Source organism: Aminipila terrae (genome assembly GCF_010120715.1).
Lineage (GTDB): Bacteria > Bacillota > Clostridia > Peptostreptococcales > Anaerovoracaceae > Aminipila > Aminipila terrae.
Map to the genome: position 1 here is coordinate 155,787 of NZ_CP047591.1, position 13,294 is coordinate 169,080.

At 36.9% G+C, this 13,294-nt stretch carries 13 protein-coding genes and 2 pseudogenes; all 15 read right to left on the reverse strand.

Annotation, left to right across the window (positions count from 1 at the left end):
- Nucleotides 1-137: 137 nt before the first annotated feature.
- Complete coding sequence (gene hypE, locus Ami3637_RS00705) at nt 138-1,115, reverse strand: hydrogenase expression/formation protein HypE (RefSeq protein ID WP_162360877.1); 978 nt, start codon at nt 1,113-1,115, stop codon at nt 138-140.
- Between the two features lie 44 nt (nt 1,116-1,159).
- Nucleotides 1,160-2,211: pseudogene (gene hypD / locus Ami3637_RS19005) on the reverse strand (hydrogenase formation protein HypD).
- A complete protein-coding gene (locus Ami3637_RS00715; RefSeq protein WP_162360878.1) occupies nt 2,186-2,425 on the reverse strand; it encodes a HypC/HybG/HupF family hydrogenase formation chaperone in 240 nt (79 codons plus the stop codon). Before Ami3637_RS00715 ends, hypD begins: the two are co-directional and overlap by 26 nt.
- A gap of 34 nt (nt 2,426-2,459) precedes the next feature.
- Entirely contained in the window at nt 2,460-4,466 is a 2,007-nt protein-coding gene (gene hypF, locus Ami3637_RS00720; protein ID WP_408609075.1) for a carbamoyltransferase HypF, read from the reverse strand.
- Nucleotides 4,449-4,879 (reverse strand): annotated as a pseudogene (locus Ami3637_RS19010) (acylphosphatase); the annotation flags it as partial. The gene hypF and the pseudogene Ami3637_RS19010, both read right to left, overlap by 18 nt.
- On the reverse strand, nt 4,855-5,505 hold the full coding sequence (gene hypB, locus Ami3637_RS00730) for a hydrogenase nickel incorporation protein HypB (protein ID WP_162360881.1): 651 nt from the start codon (nt 5,503-5,505) through the stop codon (nt 4,855-4,857). The gene hypB and the pseudogene Ami3637_RS19010, both read right to left, overlap by 25 nt.
- A 12-nt stretch (nt 5,506-5,517) precedes the next feature.
- Nucleotides 5,518-5,856 (reverse strand): hydrogenase maturation nickel metallochaperone HypA/HybF, encoded by a 339-nt coding sequence (locus Ami3637_RS00735; protein ID WP_162360882.1) that lies wholly within the window; start codon nt 5,854-5,856, stop codon nt 5,518-5,520.
- Complete coding sequence (locus Ami3637_RS00740) at nt 5,834-6,199, reverse strand: 4Fe-4S dicluster domain-containing protein (RefSeq protein ID WP_243158063.1); 366 nt, start codon at nt 6,197-6,199, stop codon at nt 5,834-5,836. Before Ami3637_RS00740 ends, Ami3637_RS00735 begins: the two co-directional genes overlap by 23 nt.
- A 191-nt stretch (nt 6,200-6,390) precedes the next feature.
- Nucleotides 6,391-7,470, reverse strand: a complete 1,080-nt coding sequence (locus tag Ami3637_RS00745; RefSeq protein WP_162360883.1) for a hydrogenase large subunit — start codon at nt 7,468-7,470, stop codon at nt 6,391-6,393.
- A complete protein-coding gene (locus Ami3637_RS00750) occupies nt 7,470-7,820 on the reverse strand; it encodes an NADH-quinone oxidoreductase subunit C (RefSeq protein WP_162360884.1) in 351 nt (116 codons plus the stop codon). Before Ami3637_RS00750 ends, Ami3637_RS00745 begins: the two co-directional genes overlap by 1 nt.
- 339 nt (nt 7,821-8,159) lie before the next feature.
- Nucleotides 8,160-8,588, reverse strand: a complete 429-nt coding sequence (locus tag Ami3637_RS00755; RefSeq protein ID WP_162360885.1) for an NADH-quinone oxidoreductase subunit B family protein — start codon at nt 8,586-8,588, stop codon at nt 8,160-8,162.
- A gap of 83 nt (nt 8,589-8,671) precedes the next feature.
- A complete protein-coding gene (locus Ami3637_RS00760; protein ID WP_202931071.1) occupies nt 8,672-9,538 on the reverse strand; it encodes a respiratory chain complex I subunit 1 family protein in 867 nt (288 codons plus the stop codon).
- The gene (locus Ami3637_RS00765) at nt 9,538-11,451 is read right to left on the reverse strand and encodes an NADH-quinone oxidoreductase subunit 5 family protein (protein ID WP_162360887.1); all 1,914 of its coding nucleotides are present in this window, start codon (nt 11,449-11,451) and stop codon (nt 9,538-9,540) included. The genes Ami3637_RS00760 and Ami3637_RS00765 overlap by 1 nt, the downstream gene beginning before the upstream one ends.
- Before the next feature lie 303 nt (nt 11,452-11,754).
- Nucleotides 11,755-12,357, reverse strand: a complete 603-nt coding sequence (locus tag Ami3637_RS00770; RefSeq protein ID WP_162360888.1) for an ABC transporter ATP-binding protein — start codon at nt 12,355-12,357, stop codon at nt 11,755-11,757.
- Nucleotides 12,347-13,282 (reverse strand): ABC transporter ATP-binding protein, encoded by a 936-nt coding sequence (locus Ami3637_RS00775; RefSeq protein ID WP_162360889.1) that lies wholly within the window; start codon nt 13,280-13,282, stop codon nt 12,347-12,349. Before Ami3637_RS00775 ends, Ami3637_RS00770 begins: the two co-directional genes overlap by 11 nt.
- Nucleotides 13,283-13,294 lie beyond the last annotated feature (12 nt).

Genomic DNA, 13,294 nt, shown 5'->3' on the forward strand with positions numbered 1-13,294 from the left:
ACTCCCCCTACTCTTCACATCATTATTTGCCAAAACATGAAAAAGTATGTAATCAAAAACTGCCTTACACAATGTTGGTTCAGACAGTTTTATTTTACTCTGCTTATGAGTGATATATTCAGTTACTATTTAATTTATTAGCAAATTCGTGGTAATCCTTCGCCGTAAAGAATATCTATCATTCGATTGCCACCTAGCGCAGTGGTCATGTTAACACCATTACCTTCTGTAATTTTTCCTATAATCGTTGCATGCGAACCATACTTATTTTTTCTCATGACCTCAACAGCCTTTTGGGATTGTTCTCCCGGTATCACAGCAATCATTTTACCCTCATTGGCCATATAAAGCGGATCCAGTCCTAAGATATTACAGAAACCTTTCACTTCATCACTCACTGGTAAAGCTTCTTCTTCAATCTCTACTCTGCATTTTGAGCTTTCAGACACCTCATTCAAAACGGTTGCCAATCCTCCCCGGGTTACGTCTCTCATACATCTGATTTCTATGTCATTTTCTAAAAGATCTGAGACAATAGAGAAAAGCGGTGCACAATCACTGGCAATATTATTTTCTATTCCCATTCTTTCGGACATAATAGCTGCATGATGCTCCCCCAGATTGCCGGAAAGCAGAATCATATCCCCTGGATGGCAGTTTTGAATACTGATTCCTTCTTTTAATATTTCTCCAACTCCTGAAGTATTGATATAAACGTTACCATTTCCTTCTATTACCTTTGTATCACCGGCTACAATTTTTACGCCAGCTTCCTCCGCTGTCACCCTCATGGTGTGTGCAATCTGATCAATCATCTCACTGTCTGCCCCTGCTTCAATGATAAAACCAGCTGTCAGATATCGCGGTCTGGCTCCCATCATGGAAAGATCGTTTACTGTACCACAAATGGCTAATTTACCAATGTTTCCTCCTTTAAAGAACATGGGAGTAACAACAAAAGAGTCCGTTGTATAAGCAATTCTGTTTTTTACATCAAGTACAGCAGCATCTTCCAGTTTATTTAATACTTCATTGTCAAAATTTTTTAAAAAAATATCATTAATCAGACTGCTTGTCTGTTTTCCGCCGCTTCCATAGGATATATCTATTTTCATTTTCTTCTCCATTTCTTTGGCATGTCCAAACTATCCATTGTTCTTCAAGATCTTCCTCTGTTTTTATACCATATTCCACATACGCCTTCAACGGATACCATACATGGGCCCACAGCGTTCAGAGGAGTACACTGTTCACCAAATAATGGACATTCTGTTGGATTAATTCTTCCTAATATAACATCTGTACATCTACAGCCTTTTGGAGGATTCTCCTTATAGTCATCAAATCCGCTCCCGGCATCATACTGTAAATATTCCGGCTTCAGCCCTAAAGACGATTTTTCTATTACTCCTATACCACGCCAGAAATCATCTTTTACTTGAAAATATTCATTTATAACTGAAAGAGCTGTTTTATTTCCCTCATTAGAAACCGCACTGATATACATGTTCTTCATGGCATATTTTTTTTGTTTTATCTGAATGACAATTTCATAGATTGCTGCCAGAATATGCTCACCTTCAAACCCAGCCACAACAAAAGGTTTATGATATTTTTCAACCAGTTCTTTATAAGCATCACATCCAATAATAACACTGACGTGTCCCGGTGCTATAAAAGCATCTATGTTTTCTTCGTTCTCACAAATAAATGTAAGAGCCGGTGTAATGGTTTTTAAAGACGTTATAATCTTTAAATTGTGAATGTCTTTTTTATAATTTCATCAATCAGTACACCATAAATGGGTACTGTGGTTTCAAATCCCACAGCAGCAAACACATATTGTGTGTTAGTATCCTCCATTGCCACTTTTATGGCGTCTAAAGGAGAATATAACACTTTAACTTTTCCACCAATAGCCGCTGCTTCTGTAAGAGAATGCTCATTTCCTTTCACCTTCATCATATCACCGAAGGTGAGAACGCAGTGGTTCTCCCTTAAAGAAATTTCAACCAGCTTATCTACATATACCGATGGAGTAACACAAACCGGACATCCTGGTCCGGATATCAACTTTATCTTAGGAGAAATCAGGCTTCTTATGCCATTTTTAAAAATACTTGAGGTATGTGTACCACATACCTCCATTATTTTAATCTCATCTCCGTCATATTCTTTTAATTCTTTAGTTATCTGCTGAAGAGTTACCATTTACTTCCTCCTCAAGTTCGTTGAACATCCAAATGATTTCCTCTGCGGAATCTTTGCTTAACACATCAATGGCACAGCCAGCATGAATAAGTACATAATCTCCGATTTTAGCCTTAACCAGCTTGATATTCACATCGCATGTATTATTCATAACATCCACTTTAGCTGTATCTCCATTAATTTCTACTATTTTTCCTGGAACTGCAACACACATAATTTCACCTACGTATACCCTTTATATAATATTATTAATTTTCATCTGATTTCATTATACCCACATATGTCTGGCCTAAACTAATCGAACCGTCGTTAGGGGGCACTGCTATATTGTAATAAACCATAAATCCATTTTCCCGTAAAAGCTTAATCAAACGATTAGTAAGAACGGAATTTTGAAAAACACCGCCACTAAAGGCAACACTGTTCAGATTATGTTCCTCTCTTAAAATCTGGCAGACACCCACAATAACTTCCGCAAGAGCGTAGTGAAAGCCAAGAGCAAGAGACTGGCGTATTGAAGTGACAGGCTCATCTCCTCTGCCTTCCTGACGCCTGCAAAGAGCTTCTAAAACAGGAGCTGGATCAATTTCAATCATATCATCATTTCTAACAATATCAAAGGACATTTTCTCAGGAACAGCTTTACCTTTTTCAGCCAACAGAGCCTCTTTTTCCAAATATGCTGCACATTCTCCTTCATAATGGTTTTCATCAAGAATTCCTAATATACTGGAAACAGCATCAAAAAGTCTGCCCATGCTGGAAGTCAGAACCGTATTTACCTGATTCTTTAATGCGGCTTTAATAATCGCACTTCTATCGTCCTTAATATATTGTTCCAACCCTGAACCTGCTAAAAAACAAGTAGCTGTTTTTTTTGCATCTTTCATGGATTGATCTCCACCTAACATAGGAATATATTTCAGATGGGCTTTTCTCTCAAAATCTGCCCCCTGGCAAATCATAAATTCACTGCCCCATATATTTCCATCTGTTCCATAGCCTGTCCCATCAAAAGCAATACCAATTACTTTCTCCTTTAAATTATGCTCCGCCATAACAGATGCTATATGAGCATGATGATGCTGGACATATATAACTGGTTTATTTAAGGATTCTGCAAATCTGGTAGAAAAATAATTTGGATGCAAGTCACAAACAGCCAGGTCTGGAGTTATTTTCAGAAGCCCAGCTAAATCATCTACAGATTTTTTATATTCTTCCAGGATGCTGCTTTCCTCCAGATCCCCAAAATACTGGGAAACCACTGCACTTCCCCTGTTAAACAAGCAGAAGGCCGCTTTTAAATCCCCCCCTGCAGCAAATATCTTCAGGTTTTTATTGCTTTCTGGCAGGAAAACAGGATAAGGCACATATCCTCTGCTTCTGCGAATCAATTGTGCTTTATCATCTATTATTTTTGCAACAGAGTCATCCACCGACCGGATAATACGTCTTTTATTATATAAGACTCCGTTCAGCAGCGGATTATCCAGTGCCAGCATGATACTGTCTTCCCTGATAATAGGCTGATCAGAAATATTTCCGCTTGTCATAATCAATGGACCGCATTCCTTCAGGAGCATGGTCTGCAAAGGAGTATAGGGCAGAAATGCACCACAATAAATACTCCCCTTATAGGTAGAGTGAGCCATTTTCTCATTCTTTGAATAAAGCAGCACAATAGGTCTGGCTTTTGTTTCCAACAACATTTTTTCCTGGGAAGATACTTCACAGTATTCTCTTATAGAATCCACTGATCCAAACATAACGGCAAAAGGTTTTTCTTCACGGCCCTTTAACTTTCTTAAATTCTGGACCGTTTCTTCCATAAATGGTGAGCAGACAAAATGATAACCACCAATTCCCTTGACCGCAATAATTCCACCACTGTTTATTATATCTACTGCCCGTTTAAACCTTTTCCGGTTCTTATAAATGTGAGCCTGATGCTGGTTATATCTGTCCATTGGTATTTTTTTATATAATTTATTTAATTTTACAGGATGGTTTCTGATTTTTTTATTAGAACACCTAGACGAATCTAACAAATCATTTTCATCCCTGTTATATTCTTTTAAAATTAAGTAAGGACCACAGTCATAACAGGATATAGTCTGTGCATGAAAACGTCTGCTTTCAGGTGAAATATACTCTGCATTGCATTCTTTGCACATAGGGAAGTCTTCCATGGTCGTATTGTCTCTGTCATAGGGAAGAACACCCATAATCGTATATCTGGGTCCACAGGACATACAGCTGATAAAGGGATTCTGGTACCTTCTGTTGTCCTTACTATACAGTTCCTCCAGGCATTTATCACAAGTAGCCAGGTCAGGAGGAATAATTGATACAGCCTCTGTGGCAGTACTTTCTATAATTTTAAAATCACTAAATATTTCAGTGATTTCCTCTGTTATATCTGTTATATCTATGCTGATTATCTCACAGCCTTCACATTCTGCATGTTTTAAGTCAAAAATAAATTGCTCAAAATCATTGTGGGAACATTGAGTAATAATCTCTACCATTCCACCAATATTCTGAACCGTTCCTTTAATGTTATTTTTTTCGCTATACGAAAAGTAAGGGGTCGAAAACCAACCCCTTGTACTATTCCTGATACAATTATCTTTTTAGTCATTATTTTAAATTCTGCTTTATCCATGAAACGACGTCCTGAACCCCTTCACCAGTTTTACTGGAAATCTTAAATACAGGGGCTGTTTTATTTAAAGCTCTTACACCTTTCATAAAATATTCTTCATCAAAGTCTACATACGGCAGAAGATCGCATTTGTTTATAATGATAATATTAGCCTTTTCAAAAGCCAGGGGATATTTATAAGGTTTATCACTGCCCTCTGTCACAGTTGAAATCAGCATTTTAACATGCTCACCAATCTGAAATTCTGCAGGGCATACTAAATTCCCAATATTTTCAATAAACAGTATTCCATCTTTAATATTAAGACTTTCTACTGCTTCACCAATCAAAGGTGAATCTAAATGACAAGCTCCGTTGGTATTGATCTGAATTGTCTTCACACCTAATGCAAGCAATGTTTTTGTATCAATATCTGCCTCGATATCTCCTTCAATAACATAAGGTGTAGTACCATCCAGCCTTTCTATTATCTTAATAAGAGTGGACGTTTTTCCTGCACCGGGTGCCCCCATTACGTTAATGGCAAAAATACCTTTGGCTGTCAACGCTTCATTAATCTGTTTTGCAACTTCGTCATTTTTATCATAGACAGACTGCATTACTTCAATTTCATTGTTTTCTGACATAAGTATCTCCTATCATACCTCTATGGATTTAATATAAAACTCCTGCCCAATCTCTGTAGGCCTGCCTTCACCCTGGCAATATGGACACGCAAATGAAAATGGTTTTCTTTTAAATAATTTCCCACAATCACTGCACTTCAATTTGGGTTCCACCCGTTCAATATTAAGCACTGCATTTTTACATATACTGTCTTCTGCAATAAGGTCAAAATACAGTTCAATGGAACTGGCCACATAACCCGAATAATCACCTACAACCAGGTTGATTTGTTTAATATCATCTGCATTATTTTTCTTTGCAAACTCTTCAGAAATCTCTATAATCCTTTTAGTTATCGGATACTCGTGCATCTACATATTCATCCTTTACTTTTTTTAGATCAGGAGTCGTATATTCATTTTTCATCTGAAGACATTTTTTAGGGCATACGTCTACACAATAGCCACACTGGATGCAGTTCATTCTTTCAATACTCCAGGATTTATCGTTTCTAACTGTTTTAATAGCACCAGTCGGGCAACGCTTTTCGCATATTCCGCAAAAAACACAGCTTTCGATGTCGATTCCAATACTTCCTCTTGTACGTTCAAAATTCTCTCTTGGTTTTACCGGATAAAGATCTGTATACGGTCCGTGAAGTATACTTTTAATAAGTGTCTTTGTCATACTTAATAGAGACATAATTCTTTCCATGCCTTTCCATGCTTAAAATTCAGTCTTAAAATTATTAATTCCAAAAATCAAGTCATTATATTTTTAACTGAAAAATCTCTGGCAGCTACAGCTGCTGAAATTTCTGATTGTATTAAATTTCATTTCTGCATAATATTCTTCCTGAAAAGAATATTATGCAGTCAGTAAAATCAAAACATACAAATTTGCCATTATCTCTCTGTACAACTGATACAAGGATCGATTGTAAGAATTAAAATTGGTACATCTGCAAGATCGCAATTCTTTAACGTTTCAAGAAGCGCCGGAAGATTTGCGAAGGTCGGTGTGCGGACTCTGACACGGTCTAAGAAGCTCGTTCCATTTCCCTTAACATAGTAAATTACTTCTCCACGAGGCTGTTCCAGACGTGTAAAGTATTCTCCATCCGGATTTCCTTTGAATTTAGTTATTACTTCTCCCTCAGGAATCAATTCAACACATTGTCTGATTAAATCGATTGCCTGGAATATTTCATTAATTCTTACATCCATTCTTGCATAGCTATCGCCTTGTGTTGCAACAATCGGTTCAAATTTTAAATGTTTATAAGCTGCATAGCCCTGTGTTCTCATATCTGTATTAATTCCACTGGCTCTTGCCATTGGACCTACAGCACCCAGTTCCTGAGCTTTTTCTTTGGAAAGTACTCCAACACCTACAGTACGGCTTTTTACCGTTGCATCATTTAAGAATACCTGTGTAAGCTCACGGATTTCCTTATCCATTCCAGTTAATACATCAACCATTTTTTTCAATGTTTCAGCATCGATATCCTTTCTGACACCGCCTACATCACAAACGGAGAAAATTACTCGACCACCTGTTGTTTCTTCAAAAAGATCAAGCACTTTTTCTCGTAGTCTCCAGGAATGCATAAATAAACTTTCAAATCCAAAAGCATCAGCAGTCAGACCAAGCCAAAGCAAATGACTGTGGATACGGGATAGTTCAGCCCAGATTGTTCTTAAAAACTGACCTCTCTCTGGTACTTCCAGTCCCATAATGCTTTCTACAGACATGCAGTAACCCATACCGTGCATAAAAGAACAGATTCCGCAAATTCTTTCTGCAATATAAGTATATTGTTTAAAATCTCTTTTTTCTACTAATTTTTCAAGCCCTCTGTGAACATAACCAATTTGAGGTATCGCTTCAATAACTTTTTCATCCTCAAGTACCAAGTCTAAATGAATTGGCTCCGGAAGCACGGGATGGTGGGGTCCAAAAGGAATTACTGTTCTTTCTCCCATTATTCCTCCTCCTTCTTCATATTAAATGGAGTTTTTACAGATAATCTATACAGCTTATCCTTGAAATCCACTGCAATATTTTTTATTTTGGCTCCAAAGAGCTCTGCAATTTCATTTTCATATAAAAAAGCATAATGATAAATACAGGTTATACTCTCAATCTCGGTATCATAGTCCATATTTATTCTTAAATTAATAAAATCATAGTCCTTATCAAATGAATAACTTAATTCTAAACCATCTTTATTTGTGCATGAAATAGCTACTAAACGATAACCTGCACTTTTAAGACTTATAGTTTCAGCTAAAATTTGATCTGAAGAAATTTTTCTAATGTTTTGTTCTCCCATATATAAATCTCCATTCCGCCGCTAATGCCTGCGGCACAAATAGTAATGAAAAACGTGGTGTATATGCCACCCTTCCTTATAGGATTCTTCTATAAGAAGTCACACTATAAAGCTTAGGCGGACCTAATGTTCCTCCTAAACTTTATAAAATCGCGTCCATTTCGTCTTTCAAATACAAATCAGTGATATTCCTATCACAAAAGCGATTGAACCGCACTACACGAAAAAGAGGTTCTCCACCTTAAACAATTCCATTCTGTTAAATCGCCGGTCCGATTAAGCAAATATAGCCTATTAGCCTTTACCTGCTTATTTGATAGACAATCTCAATACAAGACATTATTTTTTCATCGCGTTCTGTTTTTCATCTAATATTGCAAGTGCTTTTACCACACCGTCAATGATTGCCTGTGGTCTGGCTGCGCAGCCTGGTACATAAACATCTACCGGTAATACTTTGTCTACGCCGCCCACTACGTTATAGCAGTCTGTAAACAGGCCTCCAGAAGTTGCACAAATTCCTACAGCTACAACTACTTTTGGATCAGCCATCTGCTCATAAAGCTGTTTAACAACTGGAATACTCTGGTCATTCACACTGCCTGTAATCAATAAAATATCTGCATGTCTTGGGTTTCCTGTATTAATTACACCAAAACGTTCCACATCATAGAGCGGTGTCAGACATGCCAAAACTTCTATATCACATCCATTGCAACTTGTTCCATCATAATGTAATATCCATGGTGATTTTGTATTAAAATTCATATTTCCTACTTTCTGAATAAACATATATTCCGCTTATTTTAAATCAAAAATATAAAATGTTTACCTTCGCATTTTAAATATTATTAAAATTTAAAGAATGATAAAATCATAAGGTTCATTATACTTAAAACTCCAGTAACAATCCATGCAGATTTCAGAGCCAGCTGCCATTTCACACGTACAGTTGAGTTATCTAATATAATTTCAAATAAATATACAACGATACATGCAATTATAGCGAACACATGACTTATCGGATTGCTGGTAACAAAGAATATATAAACAAACACTAATGAAATAATTGTTTCATACCAGTGAGTAATCTCGATAACAGCTAATTCTGTTCCGGAATACTCTGTTGAAATCCCCTGTACCAGTTCCTGGTGAGCATGATGACCTAAGCTTAAATCGAACGGTGATTTTCTTAACTTGAAAGTTAAGATGTATACGAATCCGATAAATACTGCTGGCAGATAAACAATTGCAGGAACATCTCTTGCAATAATTTCCCCTATAAAGAAGGTTTTGCTTACCATATATAAACCTGCTGCAGTAATTAATACCATAGGTTCATATGCCATCATCTGCAATAATTCTCTTTCAGCTCCGATAATACTGTATGGAGACTGAGAAGCATAACCACCGAATACAAAGAATATGGCACCAAGTGTCAGTACAAATATTGCAAGCAGTATGTCTCCGCCAATCAACATGATTACAGCAGTTAAAATAATGAACAACAAAGAAACATATACATAAAATTTGTAAGTCTTGTTTACCTGTATGTTTTCCTTTTGCAGCAGTTTCAATACATCATAAAATGGCTGCAATAAAGGTGGTCCTTTTCTACCCTGCACTCTTGCTGAGATAATTCGGTCAAATCCTGCAAGCAGTCCACCAACTAAAGGTGTCAGAACAACAATTAAAATAATCTGAATTGCTAACATCATTATAAAGCCCACCTCCAAATAAGTAGTAATACACCAACACACAATATTGATATAGTTATCATATTACTCCAGAATGTAAAAATTTTACCGCCAAAGTATCCTTCCAGATACCAGTTGCTAAGATCGCTCTTACGTTTTACACCAGTTGCTGCGATGAAGTTTTCGTTGTCTCCAGCATTTTCACCCGCCATATAAATTGGTGTAACTCTGGATTTTTCTTTTTTACTTAATGGAATGTAGCCTAAAGGTAATAAGATAAGCATAGCCATCATGATAACCATTATAATCTGGTTGCCTGTACCTATAGGAGCCATTGCCGTACCGCCAAACACATCGGATAGATATGGAACAATCGCAAACTTTGATATAAGTGGGAATGCAAGACATGAGAACACAACAATCACTGCCTGAAGGAATATTGGTAATTCTTCATCCAGAGAAAATACCCCATGATGTCCGTTATTCTTTCCACTTCCGTTAGAAACAAGCGTTCCAATCCACTTACCCCAGTAGAATAAGGTAGCGGCACTGCCGTAAGCAAGAATTATTACTATAATGATATTATTTGAATCAATAAATGATTTCATAGCAACCCATTTTGAAATCAGCATTCCAAATGGTGCCAGGAACATACCAGCGATACCAATCATCAGATAAATAGAAAGTTTTCTTGATACATTCATTAAGATGTTCATATTTTCTATATTTCTGTTTCCAATCTGATGTTCGATAGATCCAACTGATAAGAATAAAAGTGATTTTGAAACAGCATGGAATATTACCAATAAAATTGCTGCCCAAATTGATTCCTGAGTACCAATGCTTGCACACATAACAATAAGCCCTAAATTGGCTATTGTTGAATATGCCAGAACTTTCTTCGCATCTCTTTGTGCTATTGCCATTAGTGAACATGCAAGGAATGTAATCGCTCCAACTAACGTAATGATACGTCCTACAGATGTTGCTCCTAATAATGGTGCTAATCTGATAATCAGATATACACCTGCTTTTACCATTGTTGCTGAGTGTAACAATGCAGAAGATGGTGTAGGCGCTACCATTGCTCCAAGAAGCCACGCTGAAAATGGAAGCTGTGCGGATTTTGTAAGTGCTGCAACGCAAAGTAAAAATACTGGAATCAGAACCAGTGCTTCAGGTTTCATTGAAATCAGTGTTGACAGTTCCAAAGTTCTGAAGTTCATACCAATCATTACGATTGCACATGCAAAAGCTACTCCGCCGCCGACATTAATAGTCAAAGCAAGTAAAGAATTGTTTCTTGCTTCTTTTGTCTGCGTATAGCCAATAAGTAAGTAAGAGCAGAATGTTGTAATTTCCCAACAGAAATAAATCCACATTAAATTATTACACAAAACCAATCCGAACATTGCGGATAAGAAAAGGAATAATACTGCCAAAAAGAAAGACTTTCTTTCTTTTACTTCTGTGTGATGGTCATGATATGCTTTCATGTATCCAACAGCATACAGACAAATTAAACTTCCGATGACTCCTACAACCAGAACCATAACTCCGGATAATTTGTCAAATACAATGCCTGTCTCCACTTCGATACCCGCTTTCTGGGTAAATTCAAACCAGAGAATCAGACAAGTCTGGAACAGTGAAAACAAAGAAACCAGATATTTTTTGGTTCTTATACCAGTAGTTATGATATATGCTGCCAAACCCACTTCAACAACAATGATAAATAAGTCAATCATTTCAGTTTCCCCGATTGACAGAATTAATCCGCTGTTAAAATACTGTATAGCTGTATATACCGTTAATACTGCTGTACCAACTGCACCAACTCTTACAATTGCACTCCTGATGTTCTCCTTTCTGACCAAGAATGTCACAATAGATACTACTAATGGAAATAGTATTAATACCGTAATTAAACTCATAAGCCACCTCTTGTCCTATTATAAAGTAATTATTATTCCGGGTCGCAAATTAATGCTCCCAAATATTTAGTAAGTTATGCAACATTATTTTTTACAATAATCACCGCAGTCTACTAAATATTACAATAGCGATTATACCACTTTGGTAAATTATTATCAATATCCTTTATCATAAAGTCCGATAATATTTTAATCAATCAGGTATAATGTATTGTCATTTACTTTATTATAACAGGCAAGTATTTAAGTTTAAATATAAAAAAAAAACTGAAACCAGTTTTTTGCCGGATTCAGTTCATAAAATTACCCTAAGGTGATATCCACTATTCTGCTGCAGACTTTTTCAATTAAAGCCTGATCGTGACTTATGACAATCACTCCAATATGATGAAGCTTTGCATAGTCCAGTACCGTTTTCCAAATCTGTGCCTGGGTAATAGCGTCAAGCATAGTGGTCATTTCATCTGCAACTATAAACTTTGTTTTCTCTGATAATACCCTTGTAACACAGAATCTTTGCAGCTCGCCTCCAGACAGTTCACTGGGCCATCGCTCCAGCCAGCCCTGCTGAATTCCCATAGATTCCATTAATTCTTCCGAAGGCATCTCTACTTCTTCCAATACTTTTCGCATTTTCCATTTAGGATTTACTGCTTTTTCCGGATGCTGAAAGATTAACTGTACCGGATAAAAGCTGCTCCCTTTTATGTCATTTCCATCTATGGTTATCCGTCCACTCTCTGGTTTCAGATAACCCGCAAGAATTTTCCCCAGGGTGGTTTTTCCAAATCCACTGGGAGCAGTAAGGCCTACCACTTCACCGCTGTCAATATGGAAATTCACATTCTTCAGTATGTATCTTTCATTTGTATATCTAAAACTAATATTTTCTGCACTAAGTCGCATGGTTACATCTTACCTTTCCGCCCCGAATTTCCCTGAACTCTGGTATTCCTTTTTCACATTGATCCGTTTTTCTTCTGCATCTGTCAGAAAACAGACAGCCGTTGGGAAGTTTATCCGGATATGGCTGCGTCCCCTGAATTGGTACAAACCGAATATTGGGTCTTGCCTGATTTAATGCTTTCGTATAAGGATGTCTCAGCAATTCACCTTTATCATCAAAGTCCTCTGTATTGGAAACTTCAAGGGTTGTACCAGCATAAAATATAGCAACTTTATCTGCAATTTTAAGTGCTGCCTCAATATCGTGGGTAATCATCAAAATAGCACGCCCATCATCTGCAAGCTCTCTGAAGTCTTTTAAGACTTCATTTAATGAAGTTTCGTCCAGTCCCGGTGTGGGCTCATCCGCAATAATCACTTTAGAATTGGATACCAGGGCCGTTGCAAGAAGAACTTTTCTTGCCATACCCCCTGATAACTGGTAAGGATAATAGTTTACCACTTCTTTCTGAAGTCCGTACTTTTGAAATATATTTTCTATAATTTTTTTCCTGTTTTCTTTATTTTCTATGGATATACCTATCTGTTTTCCTACCTGCTGAAGGGGATCTAAATAATTAACAGATTGGGGAATTAAAACAATTTCTTTCCCCCTGATTTTCACCTTGCTGCTTTGATCTAAATTCCTTCCATTATAATACATGTTTCCTTTGCAGGATGCATTATCTGGGAGTATTCCCAATATAGCATTGGCCAGCAGGCTTTTTCCAGATCCGCTGGAACCTACAATGGCTAATATTTCGCCTTCATATAGTTCAATATCCAGATTATTTATTACCTTCAGATCCTTCCTATGTAATCCCTTGGTATATTGAGAGAAAGAAATTTCTAAATTCTCTACCTTTAATATGGGTTCCTTTATCATATCTTACTCCTA